Genomic DNA, 21,898 nt, shown 5'->3' on the forward strand with positions numbered 1-21,898 from the left:
GTTAGTCTCCAATCTTAAATTCATTAAATAGTAATTGTGGAGTGGTATTAATCAGCAACTCATTGACTTTTTCAATTTCACTAAATTTTTCAGCGATATTAGCTAAAATTTCTAAGTGTAAATTATTGCTTGAAGCAATTCCTACAATAAAGTTTACTGGTTCATCAAATTTTACTGGATCTTTATAATGTAAAATAACGATACCTGAATTTATAATCATTTCTTGACTGCCATCTTCACCATGAGGAATTGCAATTTTATTTCCAATATAAGTTGTTACTTTTGCCTCGCGTCTAAGCATTGAAGAAATGTATTCTGGTTTTGCATAACCTAAATCAACTAGTTTTTTTCCAGCTCTAGTAATGGCATCTGTTTTTGATTCGCTGGGTAAATTTGTTTCTATGTTTTCTATTTTTAAAATGTTTTGCATCTCTGTATTTCTCTTTTCCATTTTTTGTTTATAAAATATTTCATTCAATTTTTCATGAATAATTGCTTTATTTTCGACACTAAAAATTACTGGCAGGTGAAGCGTGTTTTGTGCATTTGTATTTGTTATTTCAATTGAGGAAATGACCAAATCAAATTGGTCAATAATTTTGTTATTAATAAAAGCAAATGGCATCGCCTCAATATAAGCTCGCTTATAAATCGTTTTTAAATAAGTGGCTAACATTTTACTTTGACCCATCCCTCCAATACAAACAGTTAAAATTTTCATAGGTAAATTGTAAAGTTGGGTGTCCAATCAAACTGTTAGATAAATAAAAATTCCATAAGTAATTTGATCTTGATCGTTTTCAACTAAAAAATATTTATTAATCGTACGTCTTAAGTGAATTCACAAGTACTGATAATTATTAATATAGTTTTTTATTTTTGAAATATAATTTTTTATTGATAAGTCATATTTTAAATTGTTTTCAACTAAACTATTTTCCAAATGCGAGCGAATGTTTTGCAAAATGTCTTCATCAAAGTTTAGTCCTGAGTTAAGCAAATTTTTTACCAGAATTTTGATTTCATTTATGCATCTTTCAATAACTTCGTTTTTTTCAGGTTTAATAGTTTTTTTATTAAACCGTTCGATTAACTGACTGGTATCGTTTTTTGTTACTATATTCTGAATTATTATTTTTATATCAGGATTTGAATTTTCTAAAAACAGATTCAAAATTTTTTTATTGCATTCATCGTTAATCCAAATTGTAATTAACATCGCTAGTAAGATTGTGTCAATCTCATTTCACTCAATGTTTTCTTTTGTAATTAAGTTTATTAGATTTGAATAAATTGTATTAAAATTATCGATTTGATAATTATTCTTTAAGATTTTATATATGTAACTATTGAAAAAGTTTTTGACGAATTGATTTTTAATAAAGCTGGTTGTTTGATTAGATAAGAAGTTCAAAAATATTAAATCAATAAAAATTGCATGTTTGTGATGGGGAGCTAATAAATTAATTGTTAAACCTTTTTTCAAATCATTTGAAATTATTGCCTCATATTTTAAAAGAACATTGTTGAGATCCTTAAAATCATTTTGAACTTGGGTTGTTGGTACTTCCAAGTCATCTGCTAAGTCCAATATGGTTATTTTTTCATCGGTTTTCATAAAGTGGTTAAAAATATAAATTAAACGCTCGTGCTTAGTAAATTTATCTTTGTCATCGCTTAAACTTTTTCACATTGCACTTGTGTCACCAATTAGTGTCAGTTTGCCTTCAAAACTTTTAACAAATAAATCATATTTTTTAAAATAAACATTTATACTTTGAACTGCTCGCAAAATAGTTTTTTCAGAAGTTGAAAACTTATTGCTAAGCTGGGAAACTAAAATAGTTTTGTAATTTAAAAGCAAATAAACAATTTGTTCATTTCGATCTGAATTCATTCTATCTTAACTCCTTTTCTTTAGTAGCGACTACTTGAATTTCTTCAATAATATTTTTGTAAAAATTGTTATCTAAAAAATTTGAAATACTTCGATGAATTGCTTTAGGACATTTTTTCATTGCCAAAGGAGTTAAAGCACTTTGAGTGATAACAAATTCACTGTTTTCAGGAAGTTCTTTGATTGGAAAGTTTTTAACTTCAATTTCTAAATCCGCTGCCTTTAAATGTTTACGAAGCAATCCAGCCCCCATTGCACTTGAACCCATTCCAGCTTCGCAGGCAAAGATGATTAGTTGCGGTTTTTTCATTTCCTCTTGTAGTTTTAATACATTAGATTTTTTACCTTTTAATTCTAAAGTTTTTTTAGTAGCAAGATTTAAATCAATCATTCCTTGTTTAGAGTATTTTTTACGATTAATTATAAAAATTAATGCGGCAGTACCAAATGCAGTGGCACTACTTGCTAGTATTCCAACACTCAATCACAAATAGTTTAATCCAGAGGATTGAGCGAAAATAAAGATCGCAATAATTGATCCTGGGCTTGCGGGCGCTATAAGACCAACATTAAAAATTTGAAAAATAGCGTTACCAGCAATTCCGCCCCCAATTAAAGCTAGCAGCATTTCAAAACGCATCAGTACAAATGGGAAATATACTTCGTGAATTCCCCCAAATAAGTGAATCACGCTAGCTCCAGCAGCATTTCCCCTAGATTTTTTATCAAATAATATAATGGCAACTAGCAATCCAAACCCTGGTCCGGGATTGGCTTCTAATAAAAATAAAACACTTTTGCCGTGTTCTGCAACCAATTGAGTTCCGATTGGAGTTAAAACCCCATGATTAATAGCATTGTTTAAGAATAAAACCTTTGCTGGTTCAATAATTATTGCTGCCAAAAAGATCATTGAATTATTTATTAAAAATTCAACTGCTTTGGCAAAAGCTCACGAAATTGAATTGAAGACATAAGGCATTCCATAGAACGAGCCAACACACATTATGGCTCCCAAAATTCCCAAACTAAAATTATTGACAAGCATTTCAAAACCTTGTTTAATGCGATTTTCCACTAGTTTATCAAAACCTTTTAAAATTCCTGCAGCAAGTGGACCGACCATCATTGCTGCCAAAAATTGTGGTGATGGTGTGGAACCGTCAATAAAGCCAGGGTTGACTTGATTTCCCGCAATTACTCCAAATACCACAAGGGTTGCAACCATTCCCCCGCGGGTTCCATGAACAATTTTTCCTGCATTAAATGCAATCAAAGTGGGTAAAAGGTAAGTCATCATATTAACAATGATATAGTCATTGATTATCGCCACAGGAGTTCACCCTGTTGGGATGAAAAATGCTGTCAGTAGTCCTCAAGCAATCATGATTCCAATCATTGGCATAATCATTGAACTTAATCAGCCCCCAAACTTTTGAATTCGCCGAACAATAGTTTGCTTGTCAAAGTTGCGCTTTCAAAAAAGTTTATGACGTTCTTTGGAACTTAATTTACTATCAAGTTCTTTTATTACTTCTTTCATAGTTTTCACCTCATAATAATTTTGACACCCAAGAAACACAAACCATAACATTTTTGGAAATTTTTTGTCTTTTTAATGTACAAAAAATAGAAAAAATAGAAAATATAAGAACTATTTTTGATATAGTTATAATGACTAGCAGCATTGTAGTTGTTGGTGGGAGGATATATGAACATTTATTCTAGCGCAGTAAATGAGGCAATCTCCAAGACCCTTCTGGACTGACCCCTGTGGTCAGCTATAATTGCCACAATTTCAGTAATTTCTTTGGGATTTATTTTAACCGTTAAGGGGATTATAAATAAGGATTGGGATCAAGCATTTATAAAGTTTGTGATGCTCTTGGGGTTGCCCTCGTTAGTACTAAAAAGCTTTTTAGCAGATATTGATATTGATAAATTCATTTCAGAATTATCTGTTATCATCTTAGGATTTATTTTTTATCTAATTATGACAATGGTATCGCGAGTTTTCTTTTTGAAATATAACCGCGACATCCAAGATACTTTAGCAATGTGTGTTTCATTGGGTTCTACTGCTTACTTTGGGTTACCATTAATTCGTGAAATGTTTGGAACCCCCGGAGAGCTAACCGCCAATAACTTTAACATTTCTTATTGAGTATTTTTGTGTTCTGTTGGCTTTCTAATTATGAGCAAAGATAACACAATAACAACTCAAGTAGGGTTATTTACTAAAACAGAATTAAAATTAAAAAAAGAAAATTTGACTCCTGCAGAAATGGAACTGCTTTTAAAAGACCAAACCCAATTAAAAAAACAATTAAAACAAGATGGATTAGTCGAAGCTCGTAAAATGCGTAACGCTAATTTGAAAAAAATTTTTTCAAATCCAGTTTTAATAGCCACCATGATCGGCTTCTTTATTTGGGCAACTCAACTTATTCCAGGAATTCGTTTTGTATCATATAACGGGGTTGACAAGTTTTCTCCATTAAGAGTTGATTTAATTTTTCCTCCAATTGCAAATATTCTAACTGCACTGGCGGCTGTTTGTACGCCACTGGCATGAATCGCGATTGGGATGAAAATGGCTAAAGGAAATATTAAAAAAGCCATTAAGGATAAAAATGTCTGATATGCTACTTTTATTCGTATTATTGTTGTTCCAATTATTGCTTTAATATTAACTATTATTGTCGCAACCATTGGTAATGCAAGTGGGGGTTGAACAATTGATGGCATCCAATTATCTGTTATTTTAATTATGGCAGCGACTCCCCCAGCTAACGTAATTGTAGTTTATGCAATCAACTTTGATAAGGAGCCAGAGTTGGCCTGTAATTTAACTTCAATTTCAACAATTGCCGCAATTGTCACTATGCCAATTTGAACTGTAATTGGGGCCGTTCTTGGTTCTACACCAATTTTTAACTAGAAAAAATAAAAAATTGCATCGATTAAGATGCAATTTTTTTAATAATATTTTTTAAAAATTTATAATTTAATATTAATCGGTGATAAATTTTCAAATTGTTTTTTCTCCAAGTCCAGCAAGCGCTCCTCTAGACCCAAACTGAAAAGATGGTGTCAGACCACGGTTCGATGAGAAGTTAGAAAAGAAGTAAACCTTTAAAGATGGTGGGTATCATCTAATTTTAGGATCGTTAAATATGTAAATATCACCTTTCTTGTTATATTGAATAAACTCTAGTAAAGGAGTGTACAGAGCTTGGAGAGGCGTTGCTATATTAGTTGAAAGATTTAAATTATTTTTAAAATTTAATGCTTCTTGATTTGCCTCAAATAAGTCATCAACATAATCAATAAATGGTAGTTTTACATCATAGGAATTTCAGGTTTTTGGTTTGTTTAGATAATAATTTAGCTCAGGATTAGATTCCTTGTTGAATTTATCAAAATTAAATAACTTTTTAACTACATAGTATGAGTCATTTCAAAATTGATTTTCTAGTTCTTGAGTATTTGCAAACAAAACATCTTGGCGAACCTCAATAAATATTTTTGGCAGCTCAAACTCATCATTTCCATATTTTAGTTTAATGTTTGAGAGCGAGGTTTTAAACAAGGCAATTGTTTTTTGGTCTTTTTGAACATCAAGTTCAAATTGAGATCCTTGTTGTTCTAAATCTTTAAAACTTAAGCTTTCACTATATTTTAGGTTTAAATTATAGAAATTAAATAGTCTTGACATCCCCGAATGACTATTTACCAAAGCATCATAGTTGGCAATTCTAGGATTTGTTGCTTTTGAAAAAGTGGTTGAATCTTTTTTTTGGGTTTCTTCTATAAATCTATTTTCTTGTTGTTGATCACCTCATAGAGCGTCTTTTAGAATTGACACAGGTCCTCCCTCAACACTTCAGTAAAATTTTTCATCTGTGTAAGTATGTGCTGAGTCATCAGATTCATTTTGACTAGTTTGTAATTTTAGGGAATTGCTTTCTGCAGTAACTAAACCTTGACCTGCATTTGTAATTACAATATTTAAGAAATCTTTAATCTGATTATTAATAGTTTGATCGGTTGTAATATCTTTAGCTGTTTGGTTCAAATTTCCTTTATTACTTAAGAACCTAAATGAGTTTGCATTATCCTTGTTGTTAAATTGTTTTAAATATTCATCTTGAACTTCCTTAAATAAATCAACAACATTAACATCTTCAAAAATAGTTATTTGACTCACAAATTTAATTGTTTCATATGAGGCTGCTCCATTTTTATCTTGGTAGTAAACATCGCTAGAAACTTCTAATTCAATTGTTACTGCGTTTGAGTCAGCCTTTAAAATGAATTTAAAGGCTTTTAAGTCATAACCATTTTTAAGGGGGTTTTGACCATCAATTAGTAATTGTTTATAATTAGGATTTGTTACTATTGTTCTTTGCACCTCAGATTCTACCTTATCTCAGTTAATAAGGTATTTCAGGCTGGATTCAATACTTTTATAGTAAATGCTTGAAGAGTTATTAAAATCATTGAAATGTGCTCTTATTGTTTGGTAATCATATTCAAAGTAATCAGTCTGGTCGCTAATGAAGAAAACTTTATCAAAATCATTTTTCAAATTTCTTTGAAAAATTGTATTAATGTCAGCTATCATATTACTTTTCATATTATCAAAATCAAATAGGTCTTCCAAATCATTTTCTGATTTATCTTTACAAGCTACAACACTTAATGGTGCTGAAACAACCAATGATGCTGTTGCTAAAATTGATAATAGTTTTTTCATAACTAGATTTTCCTTTCTGTACTTATAATAGTACTAATACTATTATAAGTGTATTTTACTTATAAGTTTACTTTTTATGAAAAAAATATAAAATAAATCATTATTTTTATAACCGATTGTCTGTCATTTAGTCAAAATTAGTTTAACTACCGCTAGTAAATGAGTCCAAATACTAGATAATCTTTGAAAAAACTAACTAATTTGGGTATCAAAATTTTCTTTAGGTTATTATCTTGTTTTAAATTTAAAAAATATTTTTTAAAAAAAATAGTTTACGGTTTAAAAATCAACTATAATAGGAAAAGGATTGAGATAAAAGGGCTTATCTCTTGTTTCCGAGATGCTGGTCATCGAACTTACAGGAAATGTTGAATCAGTTTTAGTAGATTAATTAAAAGCTAAAACCAACATTTAAAACAAAAAGGAGAACATATGAAAAACTTATCCAAAAAGGTACGTAAATTTTTGCTTGCCTCAATTGCAAGTTTTATGGGTTTGATTTTTATTTTAGGTATGGGGCTGTCCCTGCCTGGAATGGGGATTGAATCTTTAAAATTTATTAATAGCGTTAAAGATACTGTCAACAAAAATTTTCCAAAAGGTAAATTTGTTATTGATGGGAATGGTCAATTTTTTGAATATGCCATGGAAAAATCGGTGCGCTCATCTTACACAGCAGACGTAATGTCTGCAACCAATTGGTATGAAGATAGCTCATTAAATCAAAAACACGAAGAAGAATATCTAGAATTCGCTAATAATTGATTTGATAACCGCTGAGGAAGGGCTATTGAAAACAAGGAAGATGTTGATTTAAATGATGTTTCAATGGACTTGATTATTTTTGATCAGGCTTTTGCTGCAAAATATCATAGCTTCGGGTATGTAAATCCTGGAATTACTTGAATTTGGCATAAAGGAGTTATTGCCGATTTATTATCACCAAACCTAGCTAAACGCCATGTGTACCAAGACGCTTTAGAAAAACAAACGATTATTGATCAAGATATTTATGACCAAAACGTTGAACATTCAGGACCCGGACTTGGAGGCATTAAGGTAAAAAGTTCATACGGAGCTTATTTAGTTAATAACAAGGTTTGATTTGTCAATATGCAAAGAGAAAATGTCAAATTTGCAATGACTGCGGCATTAGGTGGCAGTGTATTTAAAAATAAAAAATTAACCGAGAATGATTTGCCAGGGTTAATTGATGCAAATAGACTTTATCATCCAAATTTTACAGCAGCTTTAAGAACTACAGCAGCAGGAGTTGGAATGCTAATAATCGTTTTCCCTATCATCTTAATTTTTGGAGTCACTGCAATTGTATATATTTACATCGCAAACAAAAAATAGAAAGTGAAACTACAATGAAAAAATTATTACAAATAATGGCAACCCTAAGTTTGCTAACAAGTGCATCGCTTCCATTAGCTAGTTGTACAATTCCTCAAAAAGAAAATTTTAATGCCGATGATTTAATTGGAAAAAACATTGATACTAGCAAACAAGTAGACGATTCAAATAATCAGGGATTATTTACAAATTTTTATACAGTTGGTGATAGTCTTTCAGATACCGGAGCACTGATAGGATCAATCAATCAACAATTTGGATTAAATTTGGAAATTGATTCACCAAGTTGAAATAATTCTTTTACAAATTCTGACACAGCTGCCAAAAAATTAGCTATCCGTTTAGGGTTTAATACAGATGATTGAAATTATGCCTATAACTTCGGTAAACAAAATCACCACGGTAATAATTATGCGGTTGGGGGCGCAACTGCTAGCTCAGTTACTGGGGGTGGTGGATTACTTCTAAATAAATTTAAAATAAAAAGTCAAACTGAGGCTTTAATTCGCCAGCACAAAGTTAAAAAAACTGATTTAGTTTTTTTTGAAATTGGAGGAAATGATTTATTTCAAGTAATTGGAAAAAGCCAAAAATTTCAACAAGAAAAAATAGAAGAAGCGATTGAAGAAATCAGACAAGCACTTTTGGTTTTATTGAACAATGGGATTGAGCACATTATTGTTATGAATGCACCAGATGTAAGTAAAATTCCAAGTTACAATACTCAAAGCGAAAAAGTAAAACAGGAAGCTCACAATTTAAGTCAAGAATTTAACGAGCAATTTCAAGAAATCTTTGATGACTTGGATAAAAAACACCCAAACAAACTAAAGATGTTTGATTTGTATACCGAATTTAATATTATGTTGGACAAGTTCGAAGAAGAAGTTGACGGTGGTGACTCAAAAACAGCTTGTGTAAATATGAACACTGATTTAAACACGATTGCCAACCAACAAAAAATTGAAATTAAATTTGAGTCAGGATGCAGTTTGGAAAAATTAGATCAACACTTTTTCTTTGACGGTGTTCACCCTACTGAATGAGGTCATGAATATGTTGCTGAAAAGTTATACCAACTAGCACTGGAATGGGAGGAACCAAACAATGCGTAAACTATTGACTATTTTAGGAGCAATTTCCCTAACCGCTTCGGCTGGATCGGCCACAGCCGCTTGTACAATTAAAGAAAGTTTTAATTTTGAGAATGCGTACAAAGTAAACAATATAAACAACTTAGCAATTGCCACTGCTCAAGCAAGTAAAAGTTTAGCACTTAACAGCGAGAATGGCTTTGATAGTGATTTTATTTCAAATAATTATTTGGCTCCAGCTGTAATTGAAGATACTTTTGAAAATTTTGAGACAAAGGAATTTAATAACTCAAAAAGATTACGTTTTAATAAAGTTTTTAAAACCTACTTTAACACCATTTCTCCAATAAATAAAAATGAAATTACAACAGATCTAAATCTGGATGGAGGTAAAAAACCCTCAGCTGGTTCATTGTTAGATTCAATTGCTGGATTTAGTTCAGTAATTGAAATGATTGCAAAAGGTAATTTTTTTGAAGGAATCGTTGGCCTAATCTCGAAAACAGAAATGATCGCAAAGGTTCTAGACCCCCTTTTAGCAAAAACAATTGCTGGGTTATTGTCAAAAGAAATTTTGCAAAGTTTTGGGCAAGCTTTTGATTTAGGAGTATATGAGGGAATGACTTTCCAAGATGTTTTACAAAATGGAATGAATAGTCTTTCAAATGGGATGGCTAGAATATTTTTAAAAGATAAAAATATTGAGTATGCCAAAATTGGAGTAAAAAACTCTAAAGAAAATACCAATTTAGCTTTAGAAAATTTAACAAACGTTTTATTAAACTTCTCATCAGTTGATTTTCAGTTTGACATTGCTGAAAACCTAGAGGCTTTTGCAGAAATAATTCATTTTGGAATTATCTTAATGGTTTATATCAATCAGTTTGACCAATATAGAACCCACAAAGTTTCTAATCCAGCCCAACTTTTCGTTGATGGTCAAAAAAATTTAACAACCTTAAAGAGCGTTCGAAATAAAAAATTTGAAATCAATGATTCTCTAATTAACATTAAACAACTTGTTGCAAATTGTTCGTTCTACTTGAATCCAGATGAAGATGATCCAAATGGCTATAATTTTCAGCGCTTAATTTCAATTTTGTTTGAAGGAGAGACAAATATTTTTGTTAGAAAAAGTGCGGGAATTAATTGACTTGTTAAACCCGTTATTAAAGTGCTAGAAAAATTATCCCCAGAAATTTCAAAGTTTTCTGGACAGACTGAACATATTTTTATTTCATTGTTAAATGATATGGCTCGCCAAGATAACATTAACGATATTTTGAATATCATATCTTTGATTGAAGGCACATTGCCCGATGATATGAAAGCAATAATTGCTAATATCAAGGCTGATGAAGCAATTAAAAACAATTTATATAAAGAAATATATCGTGAAGATGGAATTTACCGTTTAGGAGTTATTTTTGGTTTAAATCCAAGTGAGGATTTTGGGAATTTAAGCATTAAAAATTTTCTCAATAACTCAACAGGGATACTTTTAGATCCTGCAGCCAAAGCTTTAGAAGTTTCACGTTATGAAGTAGTTTCTTCAAACAACGTTATTAACTTGCAAACTCTAGGAAAGATGTTTAATTCGTTAGCACAAGATGAAGAATGAAAAGATAACAATGGTAAAAAAGTGACAACAACGGTTCTAGAACACGCCCTTTTAGATTCTAAAAACTTTTTTGAAGTTTTGGGATTTGATCCAGAGAATAAAAATTTCAAAGAAAACAGTTCCCTGAGCCTTCTAAAAAAATTCTTAAGTGAAGGTTTAGAAAGTTTTAAAGAAGTCGACACTATTTTCAGGGCGGCATCTGAAAAAACAGTCAATAAAAACAATATTCTTTTAGCAGAAATTCAAAGCTCACTAATTACTGAAAGTTGAAGTTTTGAAATTGAAAATTCAGAATTATTTCACGATGATTTAATCAAAAATTTTAGTATAGTTTTAAACCATGAAACCGAAGACAAAACTTTTAGTTACAACATAAGTGCCAAGAGAATAAATTCTGGCTATTTCAAAATAGATAGTTTTTTAAAAAGAAATTCTTAGTAAAACATAAATAATCCGCACAATTCAGTGCGGATTATTTTTTTATTTTATTTAAGTGATTTTTTACTAAAATAAATTCTTAGTTTATAACAAGCCAACAATTTTTGAGTCTGCGCTTGCTATTTAATATTAAATGGTTTTTTAATTAGTATCAATTTATTGTCCTTTAAAAAAGTTTATTTTTTGTACTTTGAATTGAAATAAATCATAGTGGCCAAGATATCAATATACCAAAGCCAGCAAAGCAAACAATTAATAAATGGCGCTTAAATAAAAGACCTCCAAGAATTCCCAAAAAAGAAATTAGCAAAAATAGTGTTAAAAACGTCAGAACTAGAACAATAGCAATTTCTTTCATAAAAGCGAAAACAATAATTCAAACCAAATTGTGAATCCCCGCGGCAATTAATAGTCAAAGTGTTGCTGTTGTAGCCTTTGAATAGTCATCGGAATTATTTGAATTTTCCGTGTTCTTTTTTTGCTTTTCAATTATTAATAAGGTGATTCCAAGAGGTAAGAAAATATAACCAATGAAGTATCACCAACGTTTTTTAGTTAAAGTTTCGTTCCTTAAATACTTTATTAGGCTTATAAAAAATGCCGCTAATAAAATAAAGGCAAAAACAATATTTAAAGAAAACAATCAAATTGGTATTTGCTCAGTTCTTAGTGCAGTTAATGTTACTATACTGACAACTAATGTCAATAATACGGTTAAATTAAAACTATTTAACAGTACAAGACTTTTTCGCATTTTCCCCCCTGGATAACTGTATCCACAATTATCTTAACACAATAAAGCAGATTGACAATTTTCAATAAAAGTTTGAATATAAAATCAACAAATAATTTATTAACCAGAGTAGCAGTGGTAAGATTTCAAAGTAATTAGCAGAGAGGAACAATAAATATGTATGGAATTTACAATGCGGGGCCATTATTCAATAAAGCCGAGCGTCAACAAAGAAAAATAGAAGGAGCAAATTTAATGCACAACTTCGGCAGCAAATTTAAAATTTTCAACCCAGTTGAATTTGATTTTAACAGCGGAGATGTTGTACCAACTAATAAAGAAATTTTTGATTATGATTATAATTGTATGACTAAGTCAAAATATTTTCTTTTTGATATTGATGGGAGAGACGATGGGACTTTTGTTGAATTGGGAATTGCAATTCAGATGGCTTTAAATGACAGTGACAAATTTATTATTGGGATTTTTTCAGACTTTAGAATTGGTAAAGCAAACCAAGGAGAATGACCAGGATATGGAATCAACGAATTTGTAACCGGGCCATTTTATAACGAAAAACTTGTGAATAATAAAAAAATGTCTCAAATTTATATGGTGGAAAGCCACGATAAAGCTATCGAATTAATTCATGAAATCGAAAAAGTTCAAAATAAAAATTTTGATGAAACTGAGATTGAAATTTTAAATAACAAATTTCATGATTTCAAAAAAAATAGTTGGTAGTTTTTGGGTAATGAGTACTTTAAAAACTAATTTAAGTTGAGAAGTTTAAATATTTAAAAAAATTGTATTCACATTTTTTTGTTAAAAAGAGATAAAAACATTTTTATAGAAACAATTCTTTCGATCTACTCAATTGGGTAATGAAAGAATTTTTTTATGAATAATCAGTATCTTAATTTTCAGGTTTTTTTCAAGGTAAAATATGATAATAATTCTCTTTAACAAAACTTCCTTGTAGTCCAATAAATTCCTTGTGATAATAAAATCTTCTACAAAATCTGTATAAATCTAGACAATTTTCATATTCCCTTAGGATCTGTCTTATAATAACTTTTTTGATTTGTGAATTCAAACTTAAAGTCACCGATTATAAAACTTGCACCTTGGACAGCATGAAAAAATAATGTTAAAAATTTTTTGTCCTCTTCTAAATCAATTTTAAAGTTTAAGTTTTGATTTTCAATGTCTGATCTAATTGCGATGTTTCGCAAAAAATTTACATTTAAACAATGACCATTCAATGTCTCTGACATTGTTTCAGCATTTTTTAAAGCATCATTTAGTTTTTTGTCACTGAACGCTATCTTTAATATTTATTTTAAATACGAGAATTTAATTTCTCCTAGTCATTTATAGAAAGTTTTTTCAGCCTCTTCTTCACCGTACATAGCTTTTAAGTAAATTTTTGTTTCAGCATTTGTAACTGATAATCACGTATTAATTTGAGATTCAATTACAAGGGCACCAGGATCAACCATAATGTATTCGTTTCTGGTCAGTGATAACTCATTTGTTAATATTTTAGTTTCAAAAATAGGGAAATTATCAATTTCTAATTTAGAAATTTCCTCTTTTAATTTACTAGTAATACCGCTGCCACTTTTAATTACAATTGTAGTTTTTTCTAAATTGCCTTTGTCTGATTTATAGACTAAGGTATTTGCAAGATTTTTATTTAAAAGATCTAAGTAGCTATTATTTAAATCTATTGCATAATTGGCTAATAGTTCTTCAGAGAAAATATTAACCGAAACACCGCAATAAACATTTTCTATTAATTCAATAAATGATACTGTAATTTCGCTTTTTAATGGGGTATCTTTATCAATTAGAATCGGGTTATAATTAATATCGTTTGTGACGTTTTCTACTATCTGTTTATTTATTTCATTAATTGAGACCATCGAATATAAATAATCACTAGTCAATTTAAAAAATTCAGAATTTTCATCTCGTAATTCATCTTTTCTATTTTTGAAATCTTGAATTTTTAATCCTTCTGGAATATTATCATCAAAAATTCAAGATTTTTCACTAAAATACTTTTGGATATTAGTCTGAAAAATTGTTGAGACTTCACTGATGAATAAATTGATTAGATACTGGAAGTCAATATCATCAACTACTCTATCTTTATTTCTACCGCATGACACGACACTTAATGGTGCAGAAACAACCATTGTTGAAGATGCTAAAATTGATAGTAATTTTTTAATACTCTTTCTCCTTTAAATAAAATATTTACTAAATTATAAAATACAAGAATGCTTATTAAAATTTCGACTTGTAGTCATAATTTGCTGTTACTGAGATTCAGAATTTTTTATAATTATTCGAGAAAATTAAGAATCTTGTTCCTCTTTTACATCTAATTTTTTTTGAGCTTTTAAAGCTACAATCGAACACAAATTTTGGTTTTTTTGTGTTTCATCAAATTGGATTACTTGACTTTTTAAAAAGATTTTAAATCCAAAAAAGAATGCAGTTGATGTTCCAATCATTAAAATAAATACGATTGAAAAAAATTGCAAAGTTGGTCCCATTCACGAAGTGTAGGCAGCAGTTGATTGATCCAATTCTAAAAACCCATAAGGAAAATAGCCGCTAGTTGACATTTCCAAAGCCCAAGGAAAAGCATTATCAAATGATCGACAAATAAAACCAATAATTGTAAATAAAACAAAATATGAAAACACTACCGTTGTCACTATTAGCCATTCTTTTATGAAACTCGCTTTTGTAATATTTAATTTTCCGTGATTATAAAAATATATAAAGTAAACGACACCGATTATAGGCACAACTGAGTGTTCTAAAAACAAACTTATTCACTGGGCTAAATCATAATTTTTTGTGTCATCAGTTACAATAAGTGATCCCAAGTATGTGAAGCAAGTAATGGAAATTATTGTCATAACAAAAATTCCAAAATTTGGATTATCAATTTTACCTCGACCTTCATTTTTATGAAAAATGGCGCTATTAATAAAAAAGTAAGAAAATAATAAATTTGATAGTGTTGTGTATAAAAATAAATTTCTTGCAAGAGTATACCCAACTCTTTGAGTTAAATTTCATTCAATTATTTTTTGTAAATTATAGCGGGGGTTAAACAACGGATCACCTGGAAGTTTTCATTTTGACTCTTGAGTTCCGCCCATTTTAGTCAAAGCATCAATTACTGGTCATTCCGCTGAATTTCCGTGTTTTAAGTTTTGTGCGGCTACTCAAATACGAAATGAGATGAAAAAAATTACAGAAAATAATGGTAATATACCTATTCATAATTTTGCTCAAAATTTTCAGTCTTTGAATAATTTTTGACTACTCTGCTGGTCACTTATTTTGTTCATTATTTTGTCCTTTGTCAAACAGTTTTGTTCTAATTAATATTTTACTACAAGTTTTCTTTAATACTAAAAAATATAATAAAACTTAACCATTTTATGGTTAAGTTTTTGCTTATTTTTCTTTTCTGTGGGTTTTATCAAACCATGATGCAAAGGTTCATCTTTTAAAATAGACGGTTTTATTATTTACAAAAATATCTCCTTCAAAATAATCAAAGTTAATAGCTCAAGTCATTAGACCGCGAGTGTAAATTCCTTCTTCTGAAAGTAACTTATGGGACCTAGAAATTGAGTCATCAGTTCCAGCACCTCGACCTGCAGGTTCGTTGGTTGAGGCCCCAATCATAAAACGATCTGGACTCATTAAAAACAGCTTATTCATATTGCTAAATGTTGTTGTTAAATACTTTGTCATTAAATAATAAAACTCTGCTCGCTGCGGTTCGTTATCATTTGTGACATATTGGCCTGCAGGAATATTTAGTTTTAACGCTTCTGCAGCTTCTGGTACAACCCCGTCAGCTCAACCATTATAAAATTGTGGATTAATTCAGTCATAATAATCATGTAATCCAATTAAAAACGGAATATAACTTTTGCTACCAATTGAATTACTATTCATTCGCAAATATGGGAATTCTGGGGCCATTGTAATCAGAAATTCTTTTCCTTGGGCACTGCGCTCATTTTTAATTTCTTTTAAAACATCAACGGTAACTTGAATACTTTCACGATCACTGAGACATTCACCTTCTCAGTCAATATCTAGACCATCTAAATCATACTCATCAATAACTTTTAAAATTGCTGTTTTAAGTTCATTATGTTGATTTTTGCGAAACTTCATACTAGCACCAGTCTGACCACCCATTGAAATTAGTACTTTATGACCTAAAGAATGTTGATATGCGATTCCAGCTTTTAAGCTAGCGGGATTATTAACTTCAAAGACCGGCATTGAGTAAGGGGATTTAGCATATAAAAAAGACAGGTTAATTACATTATAGCTATTTGAGATTTCATCGAGATTGGGTTTTACTTGGTAGTTACCACCCCATTCATATCAATATCCCACTAGCTTTTTATCGTCTTGGGCAACTTTAGGATTATTTAGACGAAAATCAACTGTTGTTATCCCTTTGTAATTAGTTGAAGTTTCTTTTGCAATTAATCTTACTGTTCCTTTTGTTATATTTGCTAACGTTACTTGGTCAAATAAGACTCCAGGGTTTTGTTGTTCTAGGCTGCTTAGTATGGTGGTTTCATCATTATTGGCTAATTTTCCTAAATATGGACTGGTGATAACACTTGATATATCACTGCGATTGTCAGGAATTGGATTTGCCAATTGAAAACTTACCTCAACAGCACCAGAATAAACTTTTGAATCAGCATTAGCTTGGACCTTAGCTGTTTCACCATTAATTTGGGAAATGAAAACTTCTTTAGTTTGTAGTTTGGGATTTAACTCTTTTACTTTATTTAGAATTGTTGCTTCTTGATTATCTTTTATTGTTTGCAAGTCCTTTACAATAATAACTGACAGTAAAGTTTGAAGATCTCCTTTAGTTGGTTTTGGTTCTCCTCCAAAACAAGATACTGTTGTAGTTGAAGAGCTTACAATCAAAGTAATGGCACTTAGGCACGCTAATAATTTTTTCATAATTTACTTCCTTTTATTCTGAATTTCAACTGAAATAGTTTGATTAAATTTTAATCAAATTCAGTTCCATGGGTTTCATCATATCATTTTGCAAAGCTTCAGCGTTTGAAATAGATTGTCTGATTATTTGAGATGATATTTCCATCATAATTATCAAAGTTTAAAGCTCAAGTCATTAGACCGCGAGTATAAATGCCATCCTCTGCTAATAATTTATAAGATTTTTTAATTGCTGTTTCTGTTGCGGCTCCACGACCAGCTGGTTCGTTGGTTGATGCCCCTAAGACAAATCGCTCAGGTTCAATTAGATAAAAATCATTATAGCGACTATATGTTGTGGTTAAATATTTAGTCATAACATAATAGAATTCTCCTCGACGGGCTTCATCATCATTGGTGATAATTTCTAGGGGGTTCACTCCTAATTTGTTTGCCTCAGCTTGTTCTACATATGGTCCAAATGCTCAACCATTATAAAACTGAGGATTAATTCAATCATAATAATCATCCAATCCTTTCAAGAAAGGTATATAACTGGCACCTGAATTTAGTGAAGAATTTTTCAAATAAGGCATTTCGGGAGCCATCGTAATAATAAAGTTTTTACCTTGAGCTTTTCACTCATCTTTAATTTCTTTTAAAACTGTAATTGTAACTTCTTGACTTTCGCGATCTGCTAAACAAGATCCCTCTCAGTCAATATCTAAACCATCAAGATCATAATCGTTAATTGCTTTTAGAATGGCAGCTTTTAGTTCGGCTTCCTGACCTTTTCTAAACTTCATAGAATCTCCGGTTTGACCTCCCATTGAGACTAAAACTTTATGTCCCAATGAATGTTGGTAAGTTATTCCTGTTTTTAAACTAACAGGATCATTTACTTGAAAGACTGGCATTTGATATGGAGCTGTTGCGTATAAAAATGACAAGTCAATTACATTATAACTACTTGGTAATTCTGTCAGATTTGGCTTAACTTGGTAGCTTCCACCCCATTCATATCAGTATCCAACTAGTGTTTTATCTTCTTTATTAATCGAAGAACCATCTAGATTAAAGGTTACTGTTGTTGTACCTTGGTAATCTTTTGAGTTTGTATTGGCTGTTAGTTTTGCACTGGTTGTAGTGATATTTGAGATTGTAATTTGATTCATGTCAACACTGGGGTTATTTTTTTCCACAGCATTTGAAATAGTATTTTGGTCATTATTTTCCAGACGGCCAAGTGCTGGTTTGGTAATTACTTCTGTTAGTTCCTTTTTTAAAATAGCATCATTTAAAGTAAAGGTTACTGTTGTTGATCCTTGGTAATCTTTTGAATCTGCTTTAGCTGTTAGTTTAGCACTGGTTGTAGTGATATTTGAGATTGTAATTTGACTCATGTCAACACTGGGGTTTTTTTGTTTAACCGCATTTGAAATAGTATTTTGGTCATTGTTTTCCAGACGGCCAAGTGCTGGTTGGGTAATTACTTCGATTAGTTCTTTTTTAACAACAACCTCTTTAATCTTAAAGGTTACTGTCACAGAACCACGATAGCTAGTTGAATCTGCTTTAGCTGTTAACTTGGCGCTGGTTGTAGTAATATTTGTAATATTAATTTGACTCATGTCAATGTTTTTGTTTTGTTCTTCAACAACGGCTTTAATTGTTGATTCTTGATTGTTATCAAGTTCTCCTAAATAACTATTGGCTATGACATCAACTAGCTCTTGGCGACCATCTGGTATGTAATCTTCAATTGTAAAAGTTAATTGAGCATCACCAAAATAAAGCTTTGAACTTTCAATTGCTTTCACTTTGGCCCCTGTCGAACTGATATTAATGATTTCTATGTCATCAACTTCCAATTCAGGATTTAATTCTTTTAAAGATGTAAAGATTGTTGATTCTTCATCGTTTTTAATTTCACCTAGGTCTTTATTTTTAATAGCGGTGTATAAGTTTTGCTTGGTTTCTTCTTCCTCAGAGGGTTTAGATCAAAAACACGAAACGGTTGTTGAAGCACCACTGGCACAAAGGGTGGCCGATCCCAAAAGTAATAATAATTTTTTCATTTTTTCAATTTCCTATTTTATATAACTATTATATATTATATTTAAAAAATAGTGAAATCGTTAAATTTCACTATAATTTAGAACAACCTTCAAGGTGATGGGGAATTGGAAGAACTAACCGAGTAGTCACTTCGGTGATTAAATGTAAAGTTAATTTTTGTGGCTGGTTGATTACTCAAAGGTGTAAAAAAATTGGTTATTAAACGGTTTAAAAAATCAGGATTTTCTTGATTATCTTGGGTTTTAAAATATATTTCATTATTTTCATTAAATTTAACAAATCTAGGTTCATGAACTTCCGTCCAAGCTGAATATGCAAATTGATTTGTTAATTCAAAACGATCTAATGCATTATTTGCTCTGGCATTAGCTTCAGCAAACATTTGTCTTGCTAGGGGTTGAAAATCATAGTATCGATTTGGGGATAATTCATGTCACAAAGGAGTTTTGACTAAATAAAATAAATCCGAATTATTCTGATTTTCCAAATTTTTACTATAATTTAAGAATGCTACTTGGAACTGCAAAGCATCTTTTAAAAATTCTTGATATAAAACTCTTGTATTTTTTAGCAAAATTCTTTGGCGAATAGCAATGGTAAAATTTGGAATTTCAAAACTAGTATTTTCAAAACGAATTTGAATACCTGAGATGTTTAACCCGAATAAAGCAATTGTATTGTGGTCGTTTGAGAAATCAATTTTAAATTGTGAGCCTTGTTGATTCAAAACCCTTCTGAGTTGATTTTGTCCAAAATTTCAATTTAAGTTATATTGATTAATTGCCTGAGATGAATTTGGGTCGTTTTCTAACAAATTTTCCAAACTTGGAATTTCTCTATTCATGAAAGTGCCTAAAATTCTAGAATCATTTTCTTGAGCAATTTTTAAGAATTCTGCAGTAGAGGCATCGTCCTTTAAAAGAGTTTTTTTAGCTAAATCAATGAGGTTGGTAGGACTTGGTGACAAACGTCAATATAATTTTGGAATTGAAAATCGGGCTGAAGCATCTGCTGTGTGATCTCGGTTGATTGTTTTGACCATTGTATTTAAATTAATTCCATAATGATTGTCTGGAACACTTATCTTAGAAATAGTTTCTTTAATTTGATTTTGAATTGTTTCATCTCTGATTATTCGCTGGGCAGAATTTACTATATGACCAGAATTACTATTATAGATGAATCCATTAGCAATTTTATCTTCGTTAAAAGAATCAGTTAAATCATTTTTGATTTTATTTAAATTTTCTGAAATTATTTTATTTGAAAAAACATTCATATCAGCATTTTGCCAAATTCGAAGATTTTCAACCGTTCCAACCGCTGTGCGATAAATAATCACCGTGCTAAACTCAATTTTTAAACTCATAGAAGAAACTCCTCGTTTTTGAAGTTCTATTCTACTTACATAAAAACCATTTTGGATGGGAGGGTTATTATTAACTAGGAGTGGCAAGAAGTTAGGATTGTTATTCACCTCTTGACGAAGTTGATTGTTAATTTGCTCCCAGTTAATTATTTTTCTCAAATCTTGATTAATTGATTCAAAAGCTGAACTATTAGAATTTGCCAATTCAGATGGCTCTATTTTTTGTAAGTTTGAAAAATTAATAAAACTAAATGGGCTTGAATTATCTTCATAAAAAAACAAGTATGGGGCCATATTACCGGCAACATTGGTTTGGTAAATACTAGTAACTGTAGAAATTAAATTTTGAATCCCGGCTTCATAGTCATACGAGGGGTGTTCATCTTTGTTATTTATTTTTCTAGAGCAAGATATTATCGTTAATGGGGTTGCGGTTAAGATTGATAAGGTTCCTAAAGTAGTAAGAAATTTTCTCACGGGTGACACCTTAACTTTCAAACAAAGCAAACTTGGTAAAGCATTTTATGTTTGCTTTATGTAAATATTTTAACACCTTAAGTTTTTTATTATAAGCATTTATTTATTTTGCTTCTTTTATACTATAAATATTAGTTATTTTTTTAAAAATATTTAAGAAAAAACTTATTAGTTGTTTTTAAAAAAAACTAATAAATTATCTAAAAATTGTTTAAAATTAATTAATACAGCAAAATAATGTGCTTATGATTGGGGTTGCTATGGAAAGTACTTTCGGCCAAATTGATATAATTCGAAAACAAGAGCGCCCAGGTCTTGTCAAGAGTATTGCCGTAGAATTATTTAATCAATTTGTTAACAACCATTTTTTGAGTTCTAAAAAAACTGCGGCAAAACTCTTTATTTCACAGGCCACTTTGACTAAGTTTTCAAAGCGGCTATCATTTTCAGGATATAATGAGTTAATTTTAAGATTAAAATGAGAACACGAACAAATCAAGGAGCGATTTATTAGTAGTAATTTAACCATTGAGGAGTTTAAAAATTCTTCGATTAATGCGATTGAAGAATGTGACAAATTTTTACCAAAATTAGAAATTCTATCAAATCTAATAAAAAAATCTGGAATGGTTCATATTGTCTATACTTTACAAAGTTCTTCTGAAGCAAATTTATTATATGATGTGGTTGGTGCTCACAAACGCGATGTTCGTTTATATACACCTCAAAGTTTTTTTCCATTCCATCTTAAAAACCTAAGAGAAAATGATCTTATTATTGCCTTTATTTATGGAAAAAACGTTGAAGTTGTCATTGATGATTTTAAAAAGCTATCGCTTGAGAAAAGCAACCAATTAGCTATTTTTTGCACCAATTTATTAAAGCAGACAATTAACTCAGATGATTTGATAATAGTAACAGATGTTGATTATTATTCTAAAAAATTCATTAACCAGCATTTTATTTTAAGCTATTTATTTTCATTAATTGATAACTTTTTAGAAATTAAAAGTAAAAGTTAAGCTATGAAAAATATAAAAACCCCGTTTTAATAAC

16 protein-coding genes are annotated in these 21,898 nt (G+C 30.2%); 6 read left to right on the forward strand and 10 right to left on the reverse strand.

All coding sequences use genetic code 4. The annotated features are described in order from the left end of the window. Nucleotide 1: 1 nt before the first annotated feature. Together SSABA_RS04480 and SSABA_RS04485 are read right to left on the reverse strand one after the other, a co-directional pair. Nucleotides 2-1,897, reverse strand: a complete 1,896-nt coding sequence (locus SSABA_RS04480) for a PTS sugar transporter subunit IIA (protein WP_025251396.1) — start codon at nucleotides 1,895-1,897, stop codon at nucleotides 2-4. Nucleotide 1,898: 1 nt separating this feature from the next. Next, nucleotides 1,899-3,440: a PTS mannitol transporter subunit IICB gene (locus SSABA_RS04485; RefSeq protein WP_025251397.1), complete on the reverse strand. Its 1,542-nt coding sequence runs from the start codon at nucleotides 3,438-3,440 to the stop codon at nucleotides 1,899-1,901. 168 nt (nucleotides 3,441-3,608) lie between these two features. Here SSABA_RS04485 and SSABA_RS04490 point away from each other — a divergent pair, with 168 nt between their 5' ends. Next, a complete protein-coding gene (locus SSABA_RS04490; protein ID WP_025251398.1) occupies nucleotides 3,609-4,838 on the forward strand; it encodes an AEC family transporter in 1,230 nt (409 codons plus the stop codon). Nucleotides 4,839-4,910: 72 nt separating this feature from the next. Here the strand turns inward: SSABA_RS04490 and SSABA_RS04495 are convergent, their stop codons facing one another. Next, nucleotides 4,911-6,656, reverse strand: coding sequence for a hypothetical protein (locus tag SSABA_RS04495; protein WP_025251399.1), 1,746 nt, complete (start codon nucleotides 6,654-6,656; stop codon nucleotides 4,911-4,913). A 432-nt stretch (nucleotides 6,657-7,088) separates the two neighbouring features. On the opposite strand from SSABA_RS04495, the gene SSABA_RS04500 reads away from it, so the two are divergent. The 3 genes from SSABA_RS04500 to SSABA_RS04510 are packed head-to-tail and all read left to right on the forward strand — an operon-like array spanning nucleotide 7,089 to nucleotide 11,168. Continuing rightward, nucleotides 7,089-8,015, forward strand: a complete 927-nt coding sequence (locus SSABA_RS04500) for a hypothetical protein (protein WP_025251400.1) — start codon at nucleotides 7,089-7,091, stop codon at nucleotides 8,013-8,015. A 14-nt stretch (nucleotides 8,016-8,029) separates the two neighbouring features. Next, nucleotides 8,030-9,130, forward strand: a complete 1,101-nt coding sequence (locus tag SSABA_RS04505) for an SGNH/GDSL hydrolase family protein (protein ID WP_025251401.1) — start codon at nucleotides 8,030-8,032, stop codon at nucleotides 9,128-9,130. Continuing rightward, nucleotides 9,123-11,168, forward strand: a complete 2,046-nt coding sequence (locus tag SSABA_RS04510) for an MOLPALP family lipoprotein (RefSeq protein WP_025251402.1) — start codon at nucleotides 9,123-9,125, stop codon at nucleotides 11,166-11,168. Before SSABA_RS04505 ends, SSABA_RS04510 begins: the two co-directional genes overlap by 8 nt. Before the next feature lie 166 nt (nucleotides 11,169-11,334). Here SSABA_RS04510 and SSABA_RS04515 read toward each other — a convergent pair whose 3' ends face one another. Then, entirely contained in the window at nucleotides 11,335-11,922 is a 588-nt protein-coding gene (locus tag SSABA_RS04515) for a hypothetical protein (protein ID WP_025251403.1), read from the reverse strand. Nucleotides 11,923-12,078: 156 nt separating this feature from the next. On the opposite strand from SSABA_RS04515, the gene SSABA_RS04520 reads away from it, so the two are divergent. Further along, on the forward strand, nucleotides 12,079-12,645 hold the full coding sequence (locus SSABA_RS04520) for a nucleoside 2-deoxyribosyltransferase (RefSeq protein ID WP_025251404.1): 567 nt from the start codon (nucleotides 12,079-12,081) through the stop codon (nucleotides 12,643-12,645). A gap of 269 nt (nucleotides 12,646-12,914) precedes the next feature. Here SSABA_RS04520 and SSABA_RS04525 read toward each other — a convergent pair whose 3' ends face one another. The 6 genes from SSABA_RS04525 to SSABA_RS04550 form a co-directional block, all read right to left on the reverse strand. Beyond that, a complete protein-coding gene (locus SSABA_RS04525) occupies nucleotides 12,915-13,178 on the reverse strand; it encodes a hypothetical protein (protein ID WP_025251405.1) in 264 nt (87 codons plus the stop codon). 60 nt (nucleotides 13,179-13,238) lie between these two features. Next, nucleotides 13,239-14,105 (reverse strand): hypothetical protein, encoded by an 867-nt coding sequence (locus SSABA_RS04530; protein ID WP_025251406.1) that lies wholly within the window; start codon nucleotides 14,103-14,105, stop codon nucleotides 13,239-13,241. 162 nt (nucleotides 14,106-14,267) lie between these two features. Then, a complete protein-coding gene (locus SSABA_RS04535; RefSeq protein WP_025251407.1) occupies nucleotides 14,268-15,278 on the reverse strand; it encodes a hypothetical protein in 1,011 nt (336 codons plus the stop codon). Nucleotides 15,279-15,387: 109 nt separating this feature from the next. After that, nucleotides 15,388-16,938, reverse strand: a complete 1,551-nt coding sequence (locus SSABA_RS04540) for a glycosyl hydrolase family 18 protein (protein ID WP_025251408.1) — start codon at nucleotides 16,936-16,938, stop codon at nucleotides 15,388-15,390. A gap of 50 nt (nucleotides 16,939-16,988) precedes the next feature. Beyond that, the gene (locus SSABA_RS04545) at nucleotides 16,989-18,995 is read right to left on the reverse strand and encodes a glycosyl hydrolase family 18 protein (protein ID WP_025251409.1); all 2,007 of its coding nucleotides are present in this window, start codon (nucleotides 18,993-18,995) and stop codon (nucleotides 16,989-16,991) included. 77 nt (nucleotides 18,996-19,072) lie between these two features. Beyond that, nucleotides 19,073-20,842, reverse strand: coding sequence for a hypothetical protein (locus SSABA_RS04550; RefSeq protein WP_025251410.1), 1,770 nt, complete (start codon nucleotides 20,840-20,842; stop codon nucleotides 19,073-19,075). Nucleotides 20,843-21,102: 260 nt separating this feature from the next. Between SSABA_RS04550 and SSABA_RS04555 the strand changes: the two genes are divergently transcribed. After that, entirely contained in the window at nucleotides 21,103-21,864 is a 762-nt protein-coding gene (locus tag SSABA_RS04555; RefSeq protein WP_025251411.1) for a MurR/RpiR family transcriptional regulator, read from the forward strand. The last annotated feature ends 34 nt before the right edge of the window (nucleotides 21,865-21,898 follow it).

The organism is Spiroplasma sabaudiense Ar-1343, from assembly GCF_000565215.1.
Lineage (GTDB): Bacteria > Bacillota_I > Bacilli_A > Mycoplasmatales > Mycoplasmataceae > Spiroplasma_B > Spiroplasma_B sabaudiense.